Origin of the sequence: Coleofasciculus sp. LEGE 07092 (genome assembly GCF_015207375.1) — a bacterium.
Lineage (GTDB): Bacteria > Cyanobacteriota > Cyanobacteriia > Cyanobacteriales > Coleofasciculaceae > LEGE-07092.
Genome location: NZ_JADEWY010000045.1, coordinates 22737 through 44791, shown reverse-complemented (window position 1 = coordinate 44791; position 22055 = coordinate 22737). Strand labels below are relative to the sequence as shown.

The 22055-nt window shown below is 47.3% G+C and carries 21 protein-coding genes; 14 read left to right on the top strand and 7 right to left on the bottom strand.

Annotated elements, in window-relative coordinates:
• Positions 1 to 101: 101 nt before the first annotated feature.
• From IQ257_RS13220 to IQ257_RS13210, 3 genes are all read right to left on the bottom strand, one after another.
• Positions 102 to 395 (bottom strand): type II toxin-antitoxin system RelE family toxin, encoded by a 294-nt coding sequence (locus IQ257_RS13220; RefSeq protein WP_193876629.1) that lies wholly within the window; start codon positions 393 to 395, stop codon positions 102 to 104.
• Positions 396 to 433: 38 nt separating this feature from the next.
• Complete coding sequence (locus tag IQ257_RS13215; protein WP_193876631.1) at positions 434 to 607, bottom strand: hypothetical protein; 174 nt, start codon at positions 605 to 607, stop codon at positions 434 to 436.
• A gap of 151 nt (positions 608 to 758) precedes the next feature.
• Positions 759 to 1673 carry a heme-dependent oxidative N-demethylase family protein gene (locus IQ257_RS13210; protein ID WP_228060678.1) on the bottom strand — a complete coding sequence of 305 codons (915 nt, stop codon included), beginning with the start codon at positions 1671 to 1673 and terminating at the stop codon, positions 759 to 761.
• A gap of 239 nt (positions 1674 to 1912) precedes the next feature.
• Here IQ257_RS13210 and IQ257_RS13205 point away from each other — a divergent pair, with 239 nt between their 5' ends.
• The 9 genes from IQ257_RS13205 to IQ257_RS13165 all read left to right on the top strand — a co-directional run bounded on the left by IQ257_RS13205 (position 1913) and on the right by IQ257_RS13165 (position 10120).
• A complete protein-coding gene (locus IQ257_RS13205; RefSeq protein ID WP_193876633.1) occupies positions 1913 to 2098 on the top strand; it encodes a hypothetical protein in 186 nt (61 codons plus the stop codon).
• 143 nt (positions 2099 to 2241) lie between these two features.
• On the top strand, positions 2242 to 2505 hold the full coding sequence (locus tag IQ257_RS13200; RefSeq protein ID WP_193876635.1) for a ParB N-terminal domain-containing protein: 264 nt from the start codon (positions 2242 to 2244) through the stop codon (positions 2503 to 2505).
• 240 nt (positions 2506 to 2745) lie between these two features.
• Positions 2746 to 3234: a Dps family protein gene (locus tag IQ257_RS13195; protein WP_193876638.1), complete on the top strand. Its 489-nt coding sequence runs from the start codon at positions 2746 to 2748 to the stop codon at positions 3232 to 3234.
• A gap of 213 nt (positions 3235 to 3447) precedes the next feature.
• The gene (locus IQ257_RS13190; RefSeq protein WP_193876674.1) at positions 3448 to 4095 is read left to right on the top strand and encodes a helix-turn-helix domain-containing protein; all 648 of its coding nucleotides are present in this window, start codon (positions 3448 to 3450) and stop codon (positions 4093 to 4095) included.
• 72 nt (positions 4096 to 4167) lie between these two features.
• On the top strand, positions 4168 to 4953 hold the full coding sequence (gene xth, locus IQ257_RS13185; RefSeq protein ID WP_193876640.1) for an exodeoxyribonuclease III: 786 nt from the start codon (positions 4168 to 4170) through the stop codon (positions 4951 to 4953).
• A gap of 225 nt (positions 4954 to 5178) precedes the next feature.
• Positions 5179 to 7185, top strand: a complete 2007-nt coding sequence (gene tkt, locus IQ257_RS13180; protein ID WP_193876642.1) for a transketolase — start codon at positions 5179 to 5181, stop codon at positions 7183 to 7185.
• Between the two features lie 258 nt (positions 7186 to 7443).
• Positions 7444 to 9144 (top strand): beta-carotene ketolase CrtO, encoded by a 1701-nt coding sequence (crtO, locus tag IQ257_RS13175; protein ID WP_193876644.1) that lies wholly within the window; start codon positions 7444 to 7446, stop codon positions 9142 to 9144.
• Positions 9145 to 9183: 39 nt separating this feature from the next.
• Positions 9184 to 9741: a DUF2231 domain-containing protein gene (locus IQ257_RS13170; protein WP_193876646.1), complete on the top strand. Its 558-nt coding sequence runs from the start codon at positions 9184 to 9186 to the stop codon at positions 9739 to 9741.
• Between the two features lie 160 nt (positions 9742 to 9901).
• Positions 9902 to 10120, top strand: a complete 219-nt coding sequence (locus tag IQ257_RS13165; RefSeq protein WP_193876648.1) for a hypothetical protein — start codon at positions 9902 to 9904, stop codon at positions 10118 to 10120.
• 168 nt (positions 10121 to 10288) lie between these two features.
• Here IQ257_RS13165 and IQ257_RS13160 read toward each other — a convergent pair whose 3' ends face one another.
• Both IQ257_RS13160 and IQ257_RS13155 read right to left on the bottom strand, forming a co-directional pair.
• Positions 10289 to 10510, bottom strand: a complete 222-nt coding sequence (locus IQ257_RS13160; protein ID WP_193876650.1) for a ferredoxin-thioredoxin reductase variable chain — start codon at positions 10508 to 10510, stop codon at positions 10289 to 10291.
• Positions 10511 to 10752: 242 nt separating this feature from the next.
• Complete coding sequence (locus IQ257_RS13155; RefSeq protein ID WP_193876652.1) at positions 10753 to 11832, bottom strand: PIN/TRAM domain-containing protein; 1080 nt, start codon at positions 11830 to 11832, stop codon at positions 10753 to 10755.
• Between the two features lie 280 nt (positions 11833 to 12112).
• On the opposite strand from IQ257_RS13155, the gene hemW reads away from it, so the two are divergent.
• The 5 genes from hemW to dnaK all read left to right on the top strand — a co-directional run bounded on the left by hemW (position 12113) and on the right by dnaK (position 20104).
• Entirely contained in the window at positions 12113 to 13375 is a 1263-nt protein-coding gene (gene hemW / locus IQ257_RS13150; RefSeq protein WP_322744310.1) for a radical SAM family heme chaperone HemW, read from the top strand.
• Positions 13376 to 13505: 130 nt separating this feature from the next.
• Positions 13506 to 13967 (top strand): hypothetical protein, encoded by a 462-nt coding sequence (locus IQ257_RS13145; protein WP_228060677.1) that lies wholly within the window; start codon positions 13506 to 13508, stop codon positions 13965 to 13967.
• Between the two features lie 134 nt (positions 13968 to 14101).
• Positions 14102 to 15046 (top strand): fused MFS/spermidine synthase, encoded by a 945-nt coding sequence (locus tag IQ257_RS13140; protein ID WP_193876655.1) that lies wholly within the window; start codon positions 14102 to 14104, stop codon positions 15044 to 15046.
• 578 nt (positions 15047 to 15624) lie between these two features.
• Entirely contained in the window at positions 15625 to 17811 is a 2187-nt protein-coding gene (locus IQ257_RS13135) for a CBS domain-containing protein (RefSeq protein WP_193876657.1), read from the top strand.
• Positions 17812 to 18160: 349 nt separating this feature from the next.
• Positions 18161 to 20104: a molecular chaperone DnaK gene (gene dnaK / locus IQ257_RS13130; protein ID WP_193876659.1), complete on the top strand. Its 1944-nt coding sequence runs from the start codon at positions 18161 to 18163 to the stop codon at positions 20102 to 20104.
• A gap of 93 nt (positions 20105 to 20197) precedes the next feature.
• Here dnaK and IQ257_RS13125 read toward each other — a convergent pair whose 3' ends face one another.
• Positions 20198 to 21388 carry an HhoA/HhoB/HtrA family serine endopeptidase gene (locus IQ257_RS13125; RefSeq protein ID WP_193876661.1) on the bottom strand — a complete coding sequence of 397 codons (1191 nt, stop codon included), beginning with the start codon at positions 21386 to 21388 and terminating at the stop codon, positions 20198 to 20200.
• Positions 21389 to 21549: 161 nt separating this feature from the next.
• Entirely contained in the window at positions 21550 to 22005 is a 456-nt protein-coding gene (locus IQ257_RS13120; RefSeq protein WP_193876663.1) for an ATP-binding protein, read from the bottom strand.
• Positions 22006 to 22055 lie beyond the last annotated feature (50 nt).

Here is a 22055-nt window from a genome sequence, read left to right as displayed (position 1 = left end):
CTGTTGATTCATTGAGTCAAATCTTGGCTCCGTTAATTAACTAAGTATTTTTACTCAGCCAATACCTCGTTTTAGCGAGCGCCCTTCATACTTCAGTTATACTACATTTTGAAGTGCGGAATGTGGGATACAAGCCTATATTTTCCAATTCGATAGCGCCATAATCCCTTCAATTCACCTTTTAGCGGCTTAACAGTATCTCCTGTAGATACTGTAGGTTGAGCGCTGATGTGACTAATTGCTTCCAGGATGCGTCCCTGAAGTTTGCGATCTATGTTTTGGATATTTTTGACGAATTCATCACTCCATGCAATCAACCATTGAGACGAACTAAATCTGGTATTTACGGAATAGCCATAGGGATGAACTAGGTTTTGGGTAGGAAAGGTTTGCATATTTTTGCCTAAGTTTTGACTTCAACAGCGTCAAAACATCAAGCATCTAGCGCCAACGGAGTATTTCTCAAGGAAGTTCCGAGAGGTAAAAATTCCCAAACGAAGGCGACATAGGAAGTAGCCATTAATGCCACATCCAAGTCACTCGTTATATTGGGATACTTTTCTTTCTGGAAGTCCATAAAGAATAACAACCCACACTCTGCAAGCATTTTTGATGTCTTACAGGGTGTGAGCCGATGTCTCACATACAGTATAAATAGATACATATACTGTAAATGAGACAGCAGCTCACCTATTGATTTAGATGCTGAAGTTTCATCTCCTCTACACTAGCATTCAAGTCAGTTCAGCGTCAATAAATTATGAATTATTCAATGCTGAACTTTTGACAATATCCTCAAGATACCTCAGTAGCGCCTCTCGGATTGGCAATAAATTTTTATAATCTTGCACATCAGAAGGCATTTGTCGGATAACCTCAGCTAAATTCAAAGCCATTATTGGATTATCCTCCAACACTCGTAAAGGATACACGTAAGTACGAACTGTAAAAAGAATATCGCTACTGATTATCAGCCGTCGTAGAGTCTGACGCTCGATTCTCAGAAAAAGCTTTTCCCCAGCATTTTGAGAATTTATCACTGCATACCAGTCCTTTTGTGCCATTTCTGGAGGGAAGAAAAGTTCTGGGGAATCCACAATACTCCAATTCAATCGCCAAGCTGGATGATTAGATTTGAGGCGGTTGAAGAAATTATCGACAGGATGAGATAATTTTTCCTGGTATCCCGGAACAGGGGAGTGGATTTGAGTCAATGGACGCCCCAACTTTTCTCGCAGTCGCCAACGTAAGGGAAAACACAGAGATGCTGCTGCCAAACAATAACCTTTAGGCGTGGATTGCATGAGTAATAAATCCTCTTGCACCAGACGCCCTGCTAAATCGAGGGGAGTTGATTCAAAATCCGGGATATGCCAAACTTGCCCAGTAGTGATGTTTTCAATACTTTGAGTGTGCCGTCGATAGTGTTGGGGGAATTCTTCGAGCAGGTGGTTGAGTAGTAAGTCTAGTACCTCTTGCTGACTGGGTTCGCTTCCTGGAAGGCTGGCGAAGACTTCTGAATGTCGGGTTTTGAGCAGTTGATCTTTAATCGCGAGTTGTTCGGACAAATGGGCGTCGATTTCAATCCACTCTTTTGGATCAAGTGCCTTGAGGCTCATGCTCATATGCCACTGCCCATCAGTAAAGGGTAGATACCTGGGTGGGCTGCTCATCCTCTTGCAGTTCATGACGATTACTGTAGCGATAGTAGCTGACAAGAATCGCGATCGCATTTTATCAGCACGATACCAGTTCAGAGATTGTCCTTATCTCAATGCTCCCTAAAACGCTGACTGCCGTGAAACTTACTATACGTTAGATATGCACTCTTTTTTAGTTGCATAGAGCTTTTCTTACGGCAAAAACGGGCATTCTACTGTTGAAGTATAAACAGTAGGAGATTGACACGCTCGTGTTTAACTTAACCTTTACTCGTAACTTAGCCGCCACAACCGTCATCCTGACTCTGGTTAGCCTTGGTTTAGCCGAAGTCCACAATCATCCCGAAACTACCCCCAAGCAACAAAGATTTCAACAAATCGAGAGCGGCATGAAAATGGTGGTGGTTGTCAAAACCCAACAACTCCCTCACCGCTAATTACAGAATGTGCGGTTATTAAGGAACTTCAGCTATTTTACTCACTACGCTCAAAGCTCTCAAGACTGACCTTGCAAATCGAAGTCATAACGATTATGATTTGAAAGTAGGGATTCACGAACGAAAGACAGCAACTAACACAGATGGTAGAGATTAGGGAAATTCAACTGCGGCAGATTCGCCGTCCCCTGCCGCGAGAGAATGATCCAGATAAGGTAGCAGCACTGATGGAGTCGATTGCTAAAGAAGGGTTGAGAGAACCCATCGACGTTCTAGAAGTAGACGGGCAGTACTACGGCTTCTCCGGCTGCCACAGATTTGAAGCACATCAACGCTTAGGAAAGGAAACCATTAAGTGCCGAGTTCGTCGCGCCCCGCGATCAGTCTTACAAAGGCACTTAGCCTAAGAACTGCGAATCTTTCACCAACTCCCTTCCCACCCAAAGTTATGTAACATCCCCTTCCCCACTCCCTACTCCCAAGTCCCCACCTCAACCAAAGATATTCTTTGAACGGCAAAAGAGTAGATAGTTCCTTCTCAGGGACGATTCTCGAACAGACCCCTAATTGCGTAAGATTGAAAATTGTAACGCCAGCCCTCAATTAGAGTTTTTTCGGACACTGATACTATAAATTAGGAGAGCATTATGCAAACGACTGACAAACCCGCACCAGTTAATATTGGTATCGGAGAACAAGACCGCAAAGAGATCGCTGACGGACTATCTCGCCTGTTAGCAGATACTTACACCCTTTACTTGAAGACTCACTACTTCCACTGGAACGTCACCGGTCCGATGTTCCACTCTCTGCATACGATGTTTGAGGAAGAGTACACCGAGTTAGCCGTCGCCGTGGATGATATTGCCGAGCGGATTCGGACTATCGGTTATACTGCTCCTGGCAGCTACAGTGAATTTTCGGAACTCTCCTCCATTGAGGAAACCCGTGGTGTTCCTGATGCCGAAGAAATGGTGCGCCTACTGGTAGAAGGAAATGAAGCGGTTGTACGGACTGCACGGGCGGCTTTCCCGGCTGCTGAACGTGCTAACGACGAATCCACCGTTGATATGTTAACGGAACGGATGCGGACGCACGAGAAGACAGCTTGGATGCTGCGGAGTATGATTAGATAAGCATTCTCGAGTATCACACTGATTGAGGCACGGAATCATCCCCTAGTTTCAAAAGGCTTTTTAGTCTTAGCAGAAATGGCAAGGAAGGGTATAAAGGCAAAAGTTCCTGATACCCACCGAGAACAGCGGCTCTTCGTGGTAACAGCAGGAGAGTGGGGTCTGTTCAAGAGGGAGAATCATCTCTATTCCTGTGCTTCTACCCTATCGACTCCGATGAACCAGTCGTCCCAAACCCATCACACCCAACTGTTGCAACAACTGATGCAGCAGGTGGGTGTTTCCAGTTTTCGGCAACTCAGTCGCACGGCTAGCGTTTCTGAGCGACAACTAAAGCGTCTGCGACAAGGACAGATATCGCAAATGCGGGTAGAGACAGTGCTGAAACTCGCTGAAGCATTGCAAGTGTCAGCAACTCAGTTATTAGCCTTATTTTCACCTGAATCGAAATCTTCCAACCCGCCTGAACCCGAAAATTTGGCATTAAAGCAAGAATACCAGCGACTGCAACAGCAGCTAGAGCAGCAGCGAGAAGGGTTAATGAAAGAGTTTCAGCAGTCAAGTTTGCAAGTGCTGGAATCTTGGCTGATACAGTGGCCCACTGCTGCTTATGCCGCGCAACAAAATGAGCAGTTATCTGCCCTGAAATTACTGCCCTTGGTCAAACCTGTAGAGCAATTGCTGCAACAATGGGGAATAGAAGCGATCGCATCTGTTGGTGACGAACTCCCCTATGAACCCCAGTGGCATCAATTAATGTCAGGTACAGCTCAACCCGGAGATAGGGTAAGAGTTCGCTACACTGGGTATCGCCAAGGAGATAAGCTACTCTACCGAGCTAAAGTTAGTCCTGTGTCTGGATAATTGAACTCGGCTCAATCCCAATAACACATCCGTTACATCCGCTATCATAATCCGTTGCCAAATCCGTAAATTATGAAAATTGCGACGTGGAACGTCAACTCAATTCGCAGCCGCCAAGAGCAAGTCGTGAATTGGTTGCAGGATAACTCTGTAGATGTGCTTTGCCTGCAAGAAACGAAGGTAGTGGATGAGGATTTTCCGCGATCGCCCTTCGAGTCCCTCGGCTATCATCTCTACAATTCGGGACAAAAATCCTATAACGGTGTTGCCCTCTTTAGTCAAAAACCCTTGGAAGCCGTCAGTACTGGCTTTGCAGGAGTATTACCCGTTGCAGAAGTGGGGGACTTGGACGAACAAAAGCGGGTGATTACTGGCATTATCGATGGGATTCGGGTTGTCAATCTCTACGTCCCCAATGGTGCTTCTGTGGGAAGCGATAAGTACGACTACAAGCTACGCTGGCTAAACTTACTGCGGGAGTATGTGCAATCGCTCTTAGCCGAACAGCCCAACGAACTCTGTATCTGCGGGGACTTTAACATCGCTCTAGAAGACCGAGATATTTACAAACCCAAGGATAAAAACCATATCATGGCATCCCCTGCCGAACGGCAAGCTTTGCAGGATGTCTTGGAACTCGGGTTAGCCGATGCGTTCCGCAAATTCACCCCAGAAGAGGGACATTTTACCTGGTGGGACTATCGTCAGGGCGGGTTTAGCCGCAATCGAGGTTGGCGAATTGACCATCATTACCTCACCTCCAACCTCTACAAACGTACAAGGAGTTGTAGGATTGATACAACACCCAGAAAACTGGACAAGCCGAGCGATCACGCGCCGGTTATTGTTGAATTTTAGGGTCTTTGTGGATCACAAAATTGATGCACTCCAGCAAGCTAGGATTAGAAACCTAGGAAGCAAAGGCATTACAAAATTTTAGCTGGGCTTATAGCTGTGAGTCTTGATCATCGATCCCCCTAATGGGATGATGGGGGTGTAGCCTTGGGGCAGAGTCACCCTTGCTTTAACTCACACAAATCTTGCGTTAAACCCTAGTTTCCTAGAGTCATTTAGATAAAAATCATGGCCGTTGCAACCCAATCTCTCGAAGAACTTTGCATCAATTCAATTCGTTTTCTAGCGATTGACGCGGTACAAAAAGCCAACTCTGGTCATCCAGGGCTGCCGATGGGTGCGGCTCCTATGGCATTCGTGCTTTGGGATCGCTTTATGCGGTACAACCCGAAAAATCCAGCCTGGTTTAACCGCGATCGCTTCGTCCTGTCAGCCGGTCATGGCAGTATGTTACAGTATGCCCTGCTTTACCTGACGGGCTACAACGACATCACTCTCGAAGACCTCAAACAGTTTCGCCAGTGGGAATCCAAAACCCCAGGACACCCAGAAAACTTCATGACCGAAGGTGTGGAAGTTACCACAGGTCCTCTGGGACAGGGAATTTCCAATGCTGTAGGGCTGGCAATGGCTGAAGCCCATCTAGCCGCTGTATTCAATAAACCCGATTGCCCGATTGTAGACCACTACACCTACACCATCGTAGGTGATGGTTGCAATATGGAAGGCGTCTCTGGCGAAGCCTGCTCCCTTGCCGGACACCTGGGACTGGGTAAGCTAATTGCCTTCTACGACGACAACCACATCTCTATCGATGGGTCTACTGATTTATCATTCACCGAAGATGTAGGTAAGCGGTTTGAAGCCTACGGCTGGCACGTCCAGGTTGTAGAAGAAGGCAACACCAACCTTGATGCCATTCACAAGGCAATTGAAGCGGCAAAAGGGGTTACGGACAAGCCTTCCTTAATTAAAGTCCGCACCACCATCGGCTATGGCTCTCCCAATAAAGCTGGTACCCACGGCGTTCATGGTGAAGCCCTTGGCGATTCCGAAGTAGAAGCAACCCGCAAGCATCTGGGTTGGGAACATGGACTCTTTGAAGTTCCTGACGATGCCTTAAGCCACTTCCGCAAAGCAGTAGACCGGGGAGCCAAGTACGAAGACGAGTGGAATAAACTCTTCACCAAGTACAAAACCCAGTATGCAGAAGAAGCCGCTACCCTAGAACGGATGATGAGCGGTAAGCTTCCCGAAGGTTGGGATAAGGTTCTGCCGACCTACACCCCAGAAGAGAAAGGGGATGCTACCCGCAACCACTCCGGTAAAGTCCTCAACGCCTTAGCTGGAGTCTTACCAGAACTGATTGGCGGTTCTGCTGACTTGGCTCCCTCTAACAAAACCCTGCTGAAGTCGTCCGGTGATTTCCAAAAAGGTCAGTACGAAAACCGCAACCTCCGCTTTGGCGTGCGGGAACACGGTATGGGCGCAATTTGCAACGGCATGGCGCTGCATGGTTCGGGTCTGATTCCCTACGGTGCCACCTTCCTGGTATTTACCGACTATATGCGGGCGTCGATTCGTCTCTCAGCCCTGTCTCATGCAGGTGTTATCTGGGTAATGACTCACGACTCTATCGCCCTCGGCGAAGATGGTCCAACCCACCAACCCATTGAACATATACCGACCCTGCGGGCGATTCCGAGCCTGATTGTGATGCGCCCTGCGGATGGGAATGAAACCTCTGGTGCTTATAAAGTGGCGGTTGAAAACCGTAAACGACCCACACTGCTGGCACTGACGCGGCAAAGCTTGCCAAACCTGGCTGGTAGCTCAATTGAGAATGTGAGCAAAGGCGGTTACATTCTTTCGGATAGTGATGGCACTCCGGATATCATTTTGATCGGTACGGGTAGTGAAACTCAACTCTGTGTCAAAGCTGCCGAGCAGTTGCGCGGTGAGGGCAAAAAAGTCCGTGTCGTCTCGATGCCGAGTTGCGAATTGTTTGACGAGCAGGATGAAGCTTATCGGGAATCGGTACTGCCCAAGGCTGTGAAGAAGCGTGTGTCAGTAGAGGCAGGTTCTAGCTTTGGCTGGTGTCGTTATGTTGGCTCTGAAGGTTCCACGATCAGTATCGATCGCTTTGGTTCCTCGGCTCCTGGTAACGTTGCCTTAGAAAAGTTTGGCTTCACGGTGGATAACGTGGTGGCTAAGGCGAAGGAACTGTTAGGGTAGTAATCCAATTTTAGGATACCCGCTTTAATTCAAGAGGCTCTCTAGCAATAGGGAGCCTTTTGATTTTTTTGGAAAAGGTGAGGGAGATGGGGAAAGTGAGCGGTATTTTAATCAACATTTAGTCTGAAATTTTTCCCCTATCTTCCCTACCAACTCAGTCTCAAGACTTCCCGTGAAAAGTCAGCCCTAGGATAGGTCAATTCATTTTGCCAAGATTCCTATCATTGAAAGCATCGTCGATTGAGAGCGGTTTTCTTCATGGAATCTTACGATGTTGTGATCATTGGCGCAGGACACAATGGCTTGGTTTGTGCTGCTTATTTATTGAAAGCGGGTTATAGTGTTCTGCTATTAGAGAAACGCTCCGTTCCTGGTGGTGCAGCCACCACCGAAGAATCCTTACCCGACGAAGCTCCTGGCTTTTATTTCAACCTTTGCGCTATTGACCATGAGTTTATTCACTTAGGTCCTGTGGTTGAAGAGCTGGAGCTAACGAAATACGGCTTAGAGTATCTGTATTGCGATCCAGTTGTCTTCTGCCCCCACCCGGACGGTAAATATTTCTTAGCTCATCGTTCCGTTGAAAAAACTTGTGCAGAAATTGCTCGCTATAGCGAGCGCGATGCCCAAAAGTACAGGGAATTTATGGACTTTTGGCATCGCCTGACGCAAGCCATCACCCCTGTCTTCAATGCGCCACCTAAATCGATCGTAGATATCGCCGGTAATTACGGGTGGCACAATATTCAAGATCTTTTCTCGATTCTAGGGGGTTCCAACCAGACTCTGGATCTGATTCGTACTATGCTGAGTAGTGCGAAGGATACCCTTGAGGAGTGGTTTGATTCGGAATTTGTCAAAGCTCCCCTAGCGAGACTGGCATCAGAACTCGGTGCTGCCCCTTCCCAAAAAATCATGTCTATTGGAGCCATGATGATGGCACTACGGCATGATCCGGGAATGGCTCGACCGAGAGGGGGAACAGGTGCCCTCACTCAAGCCTTGGTTAACCTGGTTACAAGTAAGGGAGGAACGATTCTCTGTGACCAAAGCGTTGAGCGGATTTTAATTGATAATAAGGGTCGAGCTGTTGGGGTGCGAGTTGCGGGGGGACAGGAATATCGAGCTGAAAAGGGCGTCATTTCTAATATCGATGCTAGACGAGTCTTTCTGGAGTTAATTGAACCCGCTACCGCAGAGGCGATTGCTCCCGAACTGCGAGAACGTCTAAAGCGCCGCATCGTTAACAGCAACGAGGGTATTTTCAAAATTGACTGCGCCCTCTCAGAAGCTCCCCGCTTTGAAGGCTACGATCACAAAGAGGAGTACTTGATAGGCTCAGTGCTGATTGCAGATTCCATGAATCAGCTAGAAGCAGCTCATAATTTGCCAGTCATGGGGCAGATTCCTGACAGCGATCCATCTCTCTACGTTGTTGTGCCGACGGTACTCGATCCTTCAATGGCTCCCGATGGAAAGCATACCCTGTGGATTGAATTCTTCGCCCCCTATCAAATTGAAGGCGCGGAAGGAACAGGACTCTTTGGTACGGGTTGGACAGATGAGCTAAAGAACAAAGTAGCAGATCGGCTGATGGATAAGCTAGCAGACTACGCGCCAAATGTCAAAAATGCCGTGATTGCCCGTCGGGTTGAGAGTCCGGCGGAGTTGAGCGATCGCTTAGGGGTCTATAAAGGCAACCACTATCATATCGACATGACCTTAGAGCAAATGGTGGTCTTCCGTCCTCTACCCGAAATTGCCAACTACCAAACCCCCATTGATGGACTGTTCTTAACCGGTGCTGGCACCCATCCCGGTGGTTCGATTTCCGGACTGCCTGGTCGCAATTGTGCTCGTGTGTTTCTTAACGTCCAGGAGCCTTTAGCGCAGAACCTTAAGGAAGCTGGAAATTGGCTGAAATCCAGATTAGAGTCAGTGCCAAAACTCTCCCAATAAAGCAAACAATCAATTTCATGCGATCGCTAGGAGAAACAAATGGAAAGCAGAGAGTTTCAGCAAGAAACACAGACCAATGTTCCCTATTCAAGTATTCCACCCCTCATTGATAGTCGCCAGACCGAGTATCGAGGGACAGGAGTTACGAGTTCCGTTGCCATTTTTGGTCATCCCATCCATCCCATCATCGTTATCTTCCCGATAGGGGCTTTGAGTTTTGTTGCTGGTACAGATTTGGGTTACTGGCTAACCAAGGATACATTTTGGGCACAAGCCTCGGTTTGGTTACTGGGAGTGGGGTTGCTCTCAGGTCTTGCCGCCGGGATTATTGGTATGGCAGATTTCATCAACATTCCGAGAGTCCGCAGGCGCACGGCAGGGTGGGTACACATGGTTGTCAACATTACTGCCATTGGACTAACCACCATTAATTTCATCCTCCGATGGGTCAGTCCAGCAACTATCATTCTCCCTGTAGGACTGATTTTGTCGTGGGTGGTGGCAGTACTGCTCTTGGTTAGTGGCTGGTATGGTGGGGAGTTGATGTTTCGCCATAAAGTTGGCATTGTCGGCTCTGATGAAACCTACATTTCCTAAAAGCCTCACGATTTCCGTTATCCTTGCCAGTACTGCTAGCTCAGTGAGCGAAATATCGATAAAAGCGATCGCACGTCAAAGCTAGAGCTGCATAAGTAGCATAATGTACACTTGACAATATAGACCCTTAAGCCATCCCAACCCCTAGCCCCCAATCGCAATGCTAGAAGGATTTCACCAAATTTTTCCTACACCACAACCTCCAGCAGATAATTTTGCTAGCTACCAAATCACTCATAAATTTTACAGAGAAGCGCACCATCGGCAGGAATTTAAGCGCTACTGCGAGTGGTATCGCCTAACCGCTAAATGCCACCAGCAAGAATTCCAGAAAATGCAAGGTGATATCAACCTGTTTGCTTGGTTCTGTCGCCGCTGATGGAGGGCAAAAGATGATTTTTAGTGGAGTAGAGACACGGCATTATGAGCATTTGAAGCTTGGAAACTACTGTTGCTCGTGCCGTATCCCTCCCCTACTTTTTGGTTATGGGCGTTGCTGTCTACCTGAATGAGCTGGATAATCCTAGGATTAGGGATTTAGCAGCGCTCACAAGACTTCTAGCTCGTCTTCCCGGAAGTGACCGCGAAATTTTTTGTCAAACTTGACTTGCACCGGTAAGTTGGCGCTCACAGGTCTTCCCTGCCACTCCGTAACAATTCCCATCACTTCGCCTTCCATCCCTTTAATATCAACGGGTTCGTTGCGTTGGGAAGGATGGTGGTAAACAATAACAGATGTCTTCACTCGGACGCGATCGCCAACTTTCATAAAAAAGTTCGTTTTCTCTCCAACAGCCTGAATTTAGCCGGAAGTTACCCCGACAACTTAAACTATTCTTGCATAGCAGTGTTCTTTCCTATACCAACAATCCCGTAATCGCAAAACTTGGTGGGGTAATCGGGCAAGCGATCGCATCGATAAGTTGTACAATCGCCCCAGTTGGACAAAATGGAAAAGGGGGAAAAGAGAGGGTTGTAATCCCCATAATCCCCTAAACCCTACTGAATCTCTCACGCTGCAACAGACGCTTGAGGTCGGGCAAAAATCATCCGTCCCGCTGAAGTCTGCAACGCTGAAGTCACAACCACCCGCACTTCACCGCCAACCAGATTGCGCCCCTCGTCCACCACAACCATCGTGCCATCATCCAGATAGCCAACTCCCTGAGTGGGTTCTTTGCCCTCTTTGAGAATTTTCAACTCCAGGCTGTCACCGGGAAGGTAAATTGGGCGCATTGCATGAGCTAAATCATTGACATTGAGAACCGGGACTTTTTGCAAATTGGCAACTTTACTCAGATTGTAGTCATTGGTTACGAGGGTCCCATTGATTTCCTGAGTAAACCGCACTAACTTAGCATCTACAGTGTGAATGTCTTCGTAATCGGCTGGGTGAACAACCAAGCGATCTGGGTAACTTTGTTGCATCTGCTTAAGGATATCCAATCCCCGACGCCCTCGAATTCGCTTTTGATCGTTGGCAGCATCCGCTAATTGCTGCAATTCTTGCAAGACAAACTGCGGCACTAAGATTTGACCCTCAATAAAGCCCGTATTGAGCAGCTCCTCAATGCGACCATCAATGATACAACTCGTATCTAAAACCTTACTCGATGCTGATTTGAGGGTGCCTTCTGCCACCAAAATAGTGTCCAAGCTATTGGGGTTGATCAACCGCAAGAAGGTTCTACCGTGGGTATCTGCCAGACTAATCCCCAAAAAGGCAAACATCACGCTGCCCAAAATGGCAGCGATGGGTTTAATAAAGGCAAACTCTGATGGGAAAGGCAGCAAGAAAACGGGTGCCAGCATCAAGTTGGCTAGCAGCAGTCCCAACACTAAACCAACAGCTCTGGTTAAAATCACCTCAATCGGCAGTTGGCGCACTTGTGCTTCTATGCGACGGTAAGTCACCTGTACCGTTAAACCAACGGCAAGACCAATAAGGGCGGCAAAGCCAGCAGTAGTCCAGCGTAACGCTTCTAGATTAGTTACCTGCTCTTGGGCAGATGGGGGTAGTAATTCGACGCTATCGAACCCTATCCCCGCCCCTGCTAGGATGAATAAAAGAATAATGACAAAATCAAGCATTGTTCCGATCCAAGTAATTGGTGTAGAAATTCCTTAAGGAATTTAGTAGAAAAAAAATGATAGTTGACGGTCACATTCATTATATCTTTCACGCTATTTTACCTCTTTATACCTATTGGGTTAAATCAATCATGCAATTGCCCTTTCTAGTCAGGGAGATTTTTGGCAGTTAGAGAGTTGACTTGATACAACCTGATCTAGCGTGATCGCCGTCTTTATTAATAAGTGTTAATTAAGCATTAAGAATTGGCTGAACATAGTCAAGTCAGGCAAAAAGAACGTGTTAAATTCCTTAAAGAAATCTGAGAAACAATTCGAGTTTGAAGTTCCCAGTTCTGCCTATGTCCACATTCCCTTTTGCCGACGACGATGCTACTACTGTGACTTTCCCGTTTCTGTAGTCGGAGATCGAGCAACTGGCAGTACTTCTGGCACTATTGCGCAATATGTCGAAGTGTTATGTCAAGAAATAGCGATAACACCAGCTCCCAACTCCTCTTTAGAAACGGTTTTCTTCGGCGGTGGCACCCCTTCTCTACTATCCGTCGAACAGCTAGAACGCATCCTGGCTACCTTAGAAAAGTACATTGGAATTGCTGCCCAGGCTGAAATTTCTATGGAAATAGATCCAGGAACATTTAGCCGACAACAGATCCAAGGATACCGGAACGCCGGGGTCACGCGAATCAGCCTGGGAGTTCAGGCATTTCAGGATGAACTACTAACCGCTTGTGGGCGATCGCACCAGCTTAAGGATATACTCGCCGCCATCGATTTAATCTGCCAAGTAGAGGTTCCCGACTTCAGCCTAGACTTAATTTCTGGACTCCCCCATCAAACCCTAGAGCAGTGGCACGCATCCTTAGAAGCCGCCATCAATCTTGCCCCCACTCATATTTCCTGCTATGACCTAACGGTAGAACCCATCACCGCCTTTGGACGCCAGTACACCCCAGGCAACAAACCCTTACCAACAGAGGACGCAACTGCCCAGATGTACCGCCTCGCCCAGCAAGTTCTCACCCATGCAGGTTACAAGCATTACGAGATTTCCAACTACGCCTTACCTAGTCATCAATGCCGTCACAATCGGGTTTATTGGGAAAACCGCCCCTTCTACGGCTTTGGCATGGGGGCAGCTAGTTACCTTCGAGGGCAACGGTTCACTCGCGCTCGGACTCGACGCGAATATTACGCCTGGGTACAGCAGCTTGTTGAAGTGGGTGGCATCTTAGATTATCCCAAACTTTCAGATACCGATGTTTTGTTAGAGACTTTAATGCTGGGATTGCGCTTGGCAGAAGGTTTGAGCTTGTCTACTCTGCAAGAGCAGTTTGGAGCAAAGACGCTAGAGCTTCTTTGGAAAAGCTTGCAGCCTTACTACCAAGACGGTTGGGTAGAAGTCAGGGGGACGGATGAGAAAATTGTTCATCTTGAAGCGGCTCAAAAACTACCAATGACTGGACGGGTACGGTTAAGCGATCCAGAGGGGTTCTTGTTTTCCAACACAGTACTCTCAGATTTGTTTAATAAGTTAGGTTAGGCTCGAGCCTACCCCTTCTCTCCAGAAATCCGATAAGCACTGGCTAGAAGTTTATGTATCCGGAGTCCCTGACAAGGACTCTGTATCGAATACATATACATATAGAGTCTAATGATGAGCCTGCCTCCTTATGATTCAGTATGATTGGATGAACCAGATCGCTGGGAACGGAATCACGACGCTGATGGATCACGATGAAATGATAAGACTAGGTGCTTCCCTACGACAGATTGACCCAGGGATAATGAGTCCAGCCAAGGAGGGGATGACGAAAATCTGGTACCAGGGGGGGGAGCCTTATTTCGATATGGTTGTAGAACTACGCAACGGCAAACTTGAGTGGTTTCAATTTACGCTGCGGGGCAAATCAATTTCCTGGAAGCCAGAGTTTTCGGGCTTCCAAACTGGCAAGACGAATGAATTGCAAACAGACGACATGATTTTCCATCCCGCCAGTAAACTGATTGAGAACAATCCCCAACAAGATGAAAAGTTTATGGGATTAGTCCAAGCAATTCTACAAACCCGTGCAGGGGAACCGCTCTTTGACGAGATACTGAAACTGTTTCACGAACATAGCGATCGCTCCTAAACCCAGTTTAATCTGTGTCCCATTCCCTAAAATTCCTAGTGTGACACCCGGATATAACACCAGGTAGATAGAAATTTTCCACTCTTCTGCAATAATGGCTATCTGTCCAAATTAGGGTCAAGGAGGGTAGTCTGATGGCTGGTAGCCAAGTGGGTGCTGATTTTTGGATGAGCGAGTACATTACGCCTTGGGATGTTTACGTTCACGGCGTCATTAAAGTTCTGGCTTACAAAAAAACGACATACCAGGAAATGTATATCGTTGAAACTGGTGTTTATGGCAAAGCGCTGGTTCTGGATGGTAAGTGGCAGTCTTGCACGGGTGATGAGTTCCTTTACCACGAAGCCCTCGTCCATCCCGCTATGATTTGCCATGGCTCTCCTCGCAATGTACTCGTCTTAGGCGGTGGAGAGGGAGCGACAGTTAGGGAAATCCTGCGTTGGAATACCGTTGAACAGGTGACGATGGTAGACATTGATGGTGAGGTGGTGGAAGCGTGCCGCGAACACTTACCAGAAATGCATCAAAATGCTTTTGATGACAAGCGTACCCATCTGATTATAGGTGATGCCCTAGAAGTCTTAGACAATACTGACCAGCAGTGGGATATTGTTATCTCTGATCTTTCTGATCCGATAGAAGAAGGACCATCCTTTCAGCTCTTTACCAAAGAGTACTTTGAAAAAGTTCAGCGGGTTTTGGCACCGGGTGGGTATTTTGTGGTGCAAGCTGGACCTGTAGCTCCTAGTGAACTGAGGCTTCACGCACGTCTAGTCAATACTCTCAAGGCAGTATTTCCTAACGTCCATTCCTATACGTCTTATACCCCTACCTATGGCTCTCCGTGGGGGTTTGCGATCGCCTCAGCCGAAGCGATCGCCACACAACCCGATCCTGCCACTACCGATCAACTCCTGCAAGAAAAAACCGCAGGGGGTTTGCAACTAGTTGATGGTATGACTCTGTTGGGACTATTCCAAACCCTTGCCTACATCCGCAAAGCGATCGCCACAGAAACTGAGGTTTATACCTTGAAAGAGCCGCCAAAATTCTTTGGCAAAGGCACGCTTGGTCATTAGGCTGGTTACAGAAGTAGGGAATAGGGAACTCTAGAGTACTACAACCCGATAGTTGCCAGAGGAGAGGTCTATTCTACAGATCTGCCCCAATAAGCACAACTTTTAAGGGAAAGGGTGAAGAGGAAAAAGAATTTTTCTTTGAACCTTTCTCCTTCATTTTTTTTCTAAAATTGTTACAATCAAAAGTCTCACTATAATTACTTCCAGTAATTGTGCATTTTCAAGAATCAGTTATTAATTACTTCATCAAAAAATAAAAGCAGCGAACCGGGTAGCTAGGTACAAAAACTTAAGCAATGTAAAGATTTGTTGCGTCAATGTAAGGATTTATTGCAATTTCTAAAAAAATGAGGGGAGGCTCACAGGTTCAGAGCTTAAAATTACCTTAAAATTATCTGTACATAACTGCAGAAAAAAATTCCTTCTTTCTGAGCGTCAGCTACTACCTTAACTCCACTCCCAATTTGCCCTCTGCCTTTGTAAAAACTCCCGTTCGGGCAGTAGGGCATTTCTAGGAACAGTTGAATGCTGCGCGAACCTCTCGGGTTATGTCAATGCCAACTTCATAGAAATTGCTCATGCAGCCTTTAGGTCTGCGACACCATTCCCTAGCGTTAGATCCAGCAATTGACTCTCATTTTTTGACCGTGGCATCAGATACCCTATTGGTTGATGTTTTGGCGCTCATGAGTCAATTTCGGAGTTGTATGCTGCCAGCCAGCCCTTTAGGTGAAAGCAGCGAGGAAATACAGACTGGCAAAATTTCCTGCATCAGTCAGGAAGGAGAACTCCTTTTCGATGTTTCTGATACCGCCGCAGGCTGTGTCTTAGTCATGAAAGAGTCACAACTGGCTGGCGTCTTTACAGAGCGGGATATCGTGAAGCTGACGGCAACCGGGATTTCCCTAGCAAAGGTCAAAATTGCCGACATCATGGCTCAACCGCCAATCCTGCTTAGACAGTCCCAGACTCACGACATTTTTACAGCGCTGGGGCTGTTTCGCCAACATCGAATTCGCCACCTACCGATTGTAGACGAGCAAGGACAACCGATGGGCATTGTCACCCACGAGAGCATTCGTCGAGCCTTGCAACCCGTCAATCTATTGACACGACTGCGGTGTGTCAAAGATGTCATGACAACCCAAGTCATTCACGCCCCAGTAACGGCTTCAGGACTGAGGCTAGCCCAGCTCATGACAGAGCATCAGGTAAGCTGTGTTATTATCGCTGAACAAGATTGGGAAGCTGGGGAAACACGAGAGAATTTTTCCCAATCCTTAATAATTCCTGTTGGCATTGTCACCGAACGAGATATCGTGCAATTTCAGGCACTAGAACTGGATATGTCACGGATGTGTGCTGGAGATGTGATGAGTACACCAGTCTTTTGTCTGCATCCGTCTGATTCACTGTGGGTTGCCCATGAAGAAATGCATCGCCGTCATGTCCGCCGTCTGATTGTCACAGGGGATTGGGGAGAATTGGTGGGAATTGTTTCCCAAACCAGTCTTTTGCAAGTACTCAACCCAGCCGATATGTATGGTGTCATTGAACTGTTGCAACAAGCAGTGGAGGAGCGAACGGTTGAATTAAAACAGACAAATGAGCGGCTGCGCCATGAGATTTTTGAACGCCAGAAAGCCGAGTTAGAACTCCTGAAGGCACACGATCAGTTGAAAATAAAAGTTGAGCAAAGAACAGCTCAGTTAACGCAAGCCAATTTCCAGCTCAAACAAGATATTCAGGAACGCCAGCGGGTAGAGGCGGCACTGCGGCAAAGCGAAGCTAAATTAAAGCAACAAACCAACGAACTGAAACAGGCTCTCCAAAAATTACATTCTTACCAGAGTCAGCTCATTCAAACCGAAAAAATGTCCTCTCTGGGTCAACTGGTTGCTGGAGTGGCACACGAAATTAATAATCCAATTAATTTCATTTACGGCAATATTGCTTACGCTTCTCAGTACATTCAAGATATCATGCACCTGCTGCAACTTTACGAGCAAGAGTATCCCCAACCAGAACGACTTATTCAGGAAGTTACCCAAGAAATTGACTTAGAGTTTGTAAAAACGGATCTTCCCAAAATTATTGATTCAATGAAGTTGGGAGCAGACCGCATTCGAAACTTAGTGCTGTCGTTGCGAAATTTCTCACGACTGGATGAAGCTGAGATGAAATCAGTGAATCTCCATGAGGGACTCGATAATACCCTGCTAATTTTGCAGAATCAACTCAAAGCAGCGCCTGGTCATTCTGAAATTAAAGTTATTAAAAAATATGGAGATCTTCCCCTATTAGAATGCTATCCGGGGCAACTCAATCAGGTATTTATGAATCTGATCGGTAATGCCATTGATGCTCTGGAAGAGTTGAGAACGCAAAATTCTCAATTAGCAACGACAAATGGCAAATGTCCTGCCGTCGTACCGACAATTGTGATCTGTACCGACATCGAGGAAGGAAAGGATTGGGACAGTCGCCCTCAAGGTTCAGCGATTAACCCCCATGTCGCAATCCGAATTGCTGATAACGGTTCTGGCATGACAGAAACCGTGCGTCAGCGTCTGTTTGATCCCTTTTTCACGACAAAACCAGTCGGTAAAGGTACGGGATTGGGTTTGTCAATCAGCTATCAGATTGTGGTAGAAAAACACGGCGGACGCATCCACTGCGTTTCCACACCGGGACAAGGAACAGAGTTTGTTATTGAAATTCCTATCCGGCAGCGTAGCCATTCCCCTGGATTTGCGATCGCCTAACTAGTGGGACAGACGGCAAACACAACTGATTCTTTACGGTTCGCACCAATACCTAGAGCCATTGATTTTCCTACATTAGACACAGTGATAGCAATCAGCAGACTGTATGAATGTTGATTGACCTTGATGGGAGAAAGAGTAGCAAAAACGATCCGAGGTAGAACCGTCCCATCTCAGGTTCGGCAACCCCTCCTTCATGAGACAGGCAAACTCTGTTCAGTATAGAGATTGGTAGCAAGCCAATGGCAAGAGATGCTCGCGGTAGCTGCTGATTGAACCAATTAGGATTCAATGGTGACACTCCCATACCCCACCGATATTTGTAGTTAAACGAACCTGGAACACTCTTATGGCAAAAGTTGTTGGAATTGACTTAGGTACAACAAACTCCTGTGTAGCTGTCATGGAAGGCGGCAAACCCACCGTTATTGCTAACGCTGAAGGGGCTCGTACAACCCCTTCGGTGGTTGCCTATGCGAAAAATGGCGACGATCGCTTGGTGGGTCAAATCGCCAAGCGTCAGGCGGTAATGAACCCGGAAAACACCTTCTACTCTGTCAAACGCTTCATTGGGCGCAGACACGGTGAAGTCACGAATGAAGCCACCGAAGTCTCTTACAAAGTCCTCAAGGTTGGTGATAACGTCAAGCTAGACTGCCCAGCCCAAGGTAAGCAGTTTGCACCCGAAGAAATTTCAGCTCAGGTGCTGCGCAAACTAGTCGAGGATGCATCCAAGTACCTCGGTGAAACCGTTACCCAAGCCGTCCTTACCGTTCCCGCTTACTTCAATGATTCCCAGCGTCAAGCCACCAAGGATGCGGGCAAAATTGCAGGCATTGAAGTCCTGCGGATTATCAATGAGCCTACCGCTGCTTCTCTGGCATACGGCTTAGACAAGAAGAGCAACGAAACCATTCTAGTATTTGACCTTGGCGGCGGTACGTTCGACGTATCCATTCTGGAAGTGGGTGACGGTGTATTTGAAGTATTAGCAACCTCCGGTGACACTCACTTGGGGGGTGACGACTTCGACAAGAAAATCGTTGACTACCTAGCCGCAGAATTCCAAAAATCTGAAGGCATTGACTTGCGTAAAGATAAGCAAGCCCTGCAACGCCTAACAGAAGCCGCTGAGAAAGCTAAGATCGAGCTTTCTAGCGTCACGCAAGCTGAAATCAACCTGCCCTTCATCACGGCAACCCAGGATGGACCCAAGCACCTGGACATGACCCTAACACGGGCTAAATTTGAAGAACTATGCGCTGACTTGATCGACCGTTGCCGCATCCCCGTTGAGAATGCGGTGCGCGATGCCAAACTTGACAAGAGCGCCATTGATGAAATTGTCTTAGTGGGAGGTTCGACTCGTATTCCTGCCGTCCAAGAAGTGGTCAAGCGGGTATTGGGTAAAGATCCCAACCAAACCGTGAATCCTGATGAAGTGGTCGCCATTGGTGCGGCAATTCAAGCAGGTGTGCTAGCGGGTGAAGTTAAAGACATTCTGCTGTTGGATGTCACGCCCCTATCTCTGGGTGTGGAAACCTTGGGCGGTGTCATGACTAAGATCATCCCCCGTAACACCACTATCCCCACCAAGAAGTCAGAAACCTTCTCCACGGCGGTGGATGGTCAAACGAACGTAGAAATCCACGTTCTCCAAGGTGAACGGGAAATGTCCAACGACAACAAGAGTCTGGGTACTTTCCGTCTTGATGGAATTCCTCCAGCTCCTCGTGGCGTACCCCAAATTGAAGTCATCTTCGATATTGACGCCAACGGTATCCTTAACGTCACTGCCAAAGACAAAGGTACAAATAAAGAGCAATCGATCAGCATTACTGGGGCTTCAACCCTGCCGAATGAGGATGTCGAGCGCATGGTCAAGGAAGCAGAAGCCAATGCCTCTGCTGACAAAGAGCGCCGTGAAAAAATTGATCGCAAGAACCAAGCTGATTCTCTCTCTTACCAAGCTGAGAAGCAAATCAGCGAACTGGGTGACAAAGTCCCAGCCGCTGATAAGACGAAGGTAGAAGGGCTGATTAAAGACTTGCGAGAGGCTGTTGCCAAAGAAGACGACGAGCAGATTAAGACTTTGACGACTGAGTTACAGCAGTCTCTTTACAGCATCAGTGCTAACCTGTATCAACAAAGTGGCGGTGGTGCAGAAGCTGGTGCTCCTGGTGCTGGTGCTCCTGGTACTGGTGCTCCTGGTGCTGGTGCGCCCGGTTCTGATGCTGCTTCTGGTGGCGATGATGTCATCGACGCTGAGTTCTCGGAACCAGAAACGAAGTAGCACGGTGGGATTGGAGGTGAGTGAAGAACTGCCTCAATCCCTACCCATTAAAGTTAAAGAGATGATGGAAAGCGATCGCTCTCCATCACTTTTTTATTCCTTAGCTGGAAACGCCCCCGGTCGCACTAAGACTTTTTCTGCCTTACCCTGGCGACTGACTTCAATTTCTAAATCAGAACCCACCTGGCTGGCTTCAACGCGCTCCTGTACGTCAGAGGCGCTCTCAATCGCTTTACCGCCAACTCTTTGAATAACATCCCCAGGTTTGAGTCCCCCTTGCTGGGCTGGTGAGTTAGGAACGACACGGACAATCAAGACACCTTTGTCTTGGGTGACTTTGATACCTGCCTCGCTGTCTTGGTTGATTTCTTTCTTCACATCTGGTGTTAGCGTCACCATCTGAATGCCCAGGTAGGGATGCTCAACGCGACCATTTTCAAAAAGCTGATTAGAGATTCGGTCAGCAGTTTCAACCGGGATGGCAAAGCCTAAACCTTGGGCATTGGCTCGAATAGCTGTATTGATGCCAATGACTTCGCCCTTCGCATTCAACAATGGTCCCCCCGAGTTACCAGGGTTAATTGCTGCGTCAGTTTGGATAAAGCTGACTCGTTTCTCTGGAACACCGACTTGAGAACTCGATCGCCCCAAAGCACTAATGATGCCAACGGTCACGGTATTATCTAAACCTAAGGGATTGCCAATAGCGATCGCCCATTCTCCTGGAATTAGCGTTTCCGCTTTTCCTAAACGTACAGTGGGTAAACCCGTGGCATCAATCTTGATAACAGCAATGTCTGTCACCGAATCTGTACCCATGACGCGCCCATCAAATGATCGACCGTCTTTAAGAGTAACTTTTACGGCATCAGCCCCATCAACAACATGAGCATTGGTAATCAGCCGCCCATCGGAGCTGAGAATAAACCCGGAACCGGTGCCTCGCTCAACGTGTTGCTCTGGAATTGGCAACTCATCCCCAAAAAACCGACGGAAGAAGGGGTTTTTCAACGGTTCTGGAATTTCGTTCGATACCTGACGTGCCGCATCTATCCTCACGACAGCCGGTCCGACTTGCTCTACTGCCCTAGCAATAAAGTTGAGGTTTTCGTCAGCCGGACGAGTTAATGGTTTTGAAAAGGGTTCCAATACGGCAGGCATTGCTGTCGGGGGCTTTACCACCTGCTGCTCTGCCATGAGATACTGACTACCCAATACTCCTGCTCCACCGCCTAAGCCCAGTAAAGTCAGATAAACGGTTAGCTGCTTCAAGGATAAACTCATGGTCTTGAAAACTAAATTTAAGAGGTGAGTGCAGGTTAATAGTTCCCCTATAGCAACCAGCAATTTCCGCCTTGTTGCTGCCTCAATTGTACAACTTCAGTTTAGATCCTGCCCGTTATTCCTCCCCTATTCTTGCGACTGACGAAGAAGGGGTGTAGGGTTTAGTTAAGAAATGAAGAAACCTTAAACCTAAACTCAGCAACAATCTGCACGTAAAATAGCTGATGAAATCCTTCTGTATAAGAAGGGGGTGTTAATTTCTTGATAGTGGCGTAAATTGCCACGTCTGGCACCCTAGCTTTTCCCAATCGCTGCTGATTGCGTTCCAGACAACATTCTACTTGGGATTTAAAGTAATAACCAATTATTTGGACATCGTAGACTTGACCCCATTGAATAAGTGCTGCACGATCCTCAACTTTGGGATTAGTATTGTCTACAACCACGGAACGTCCCGCACGAAGTGCCTCTTTAATGAGTTGTGCCTGCCTCCGGGAAGGGTTTTTATTATTACGCATTAAGTCTTTGCTAACCAGGAGGTGGGTTTCTGCAAAGTGTTGGCGAAAAAAGGTACTTTTTCCAGAAGCCTGCAAACCGATAAAGATGATTAATTCCATCGAATCTTTAGGCGTTGAAGATGAAAAGATAAGGGAATTTTCCCATTGTC

What these genes read in the sequence shown, in the direction of transcription:
- IQ257_RS13135 (WP_193876657.1), top strand. Translation starts at nt 15,625, where the DNA reads ATGCAGCCTTTAGGTCTGCGACACCATTCCCTAGCGTTAGATCCAGCA.
- IQ257_RS13190 (WP_193876674.1), top strand. Translation starts at nt 3,448, where the DNA reads ATGAACCAGTCGTCCCAAACCCATCACACCCAACTGTTGCAACAACTG.
- IQ257_RS13120 (WP_193876663.1), bottom strand. Translation starts at nt 22,005, where the DNA reads ATGGAATTAATCATCTTTATCGGTTTGCAGGCTTCTGGAAAAAGTACC.
- IQ257_RS13140 (WP_193876655.1), top strand. Translation starts at nt 14,102, where the DNA reads ATGGCTGGTAGCCAAGTGGGTGCTGATTTTTGGATGAGCGAGTACATT.
- IQ257_RS13170 (WP_193876646.1), top strand. Translation starts at nt 9,184, where the DNA reads ATGGAAAGCAGAGAGTTTCAGCAAGAAACACAGACCAATGTTCCCTAT.
- IQ257_RS13215 (WP_193876631.1), bottom strand. Translation starts at nt 607, where the DNA reads ATGCTTGCAGAGTGTGGGTTGTTATTCTTTATGGACTTCCAGAAAGAA.
- IQ257_RS13165 (WP_193876648.1), top strand. Translation starts at nt 9,902, where the DNA reads ATGCTAGAAGGATTTCACCAAATTTTTCCTACACCACAACCTCCAGCA.
- IQ257_RS13195 (WP_193876638.1), top strand. Translation starts at nt 2,746, where the DNA reads ATGCAAACGACTGACAAACCCGCACCAGTTAATATTGGTATCGGAGAA.
- IQ257_RS13155 (WP_193876652.1), bottom strand. Translation starts at nt 11,832, where the DNA reads ATGCTTGATTTTGTCATTATTCTTTTATTCATCCTAGCAGGGGCGGGG.
- IQ257_RS13125 (WP_193876661.1), bottom strand. Translation starts at nt 21,388, where the DNA reads ATGAGTTTATCCTTGAAGCAGCTAACCGTTTATCTGACTTTACTGGGC.
- IQ257_RS13160 (WP_193876650.1), bottom strand. Translation starts at nt 10,510, where the DNA reads ATGAAAGTTGGCGATCGCGTCCGAGTGAAGACATCTGTTATTGTTTAC.
- dnaK (WP_193876659.1), top strand. Translation starts at nt 18,161, where the DNA reads ATGGCAAAAGTTGTTGGAATTGACTTAGGTACAACAAACTCCTGTGTA.
- xth (WP_193876640.1), top strand. Translation starts at nt 4,168, where the DNA reads ATGAAAATTGCGACGTGGAACGTCAACTCAATTCGCAGCCGCCAAGAG.
- crtO (WP_193876644.1), top strand. Translation starts at nt 7,444, where the DNA reads ATGGAATCTTACGATGTTGTGATCATTGGCGCAGGACACAATGGCTTG.
- IQ257_RS13145 (WP_228060677.1), top strand. Translation starts at nt 13,506, where the DNA reads ATGATTCAGTATGATTGGATGAACCAGATCGCTGGGAACGGAATCACG.
- IQ257_RS13220 (WP_193876629.1), bottom strand. Translation starts at nt 395, where the DNA reads ATGCAAACCTTTCCTACCCAAAACCTAGTTCATCCCTATGGCTATTCC.
- IQ257_RS13200 (WP_193876635.1), top strand. Translation starts at nt 2,242, where the DNA reads ATGGTAGAGATTAGGGAAATTCAACTGCGGCAGATTCGCCGTCCCCTG.
- IQ257_RS13210 (WP_228060678.1), bottom strand. Translation starts at nt 1,673, where the DNA reads ATGAGCAGCCCACCCAGGTATCTACCCTTTACTGATGGGCAGTGGCAT.
- tkt (WP_193876642.1), top strand. Translation starts at nt 5,179, where the DNA reads ATGGCCGTTGCAACCCAATCTCTCGAAGAACTTTGCATCAATTCAATT.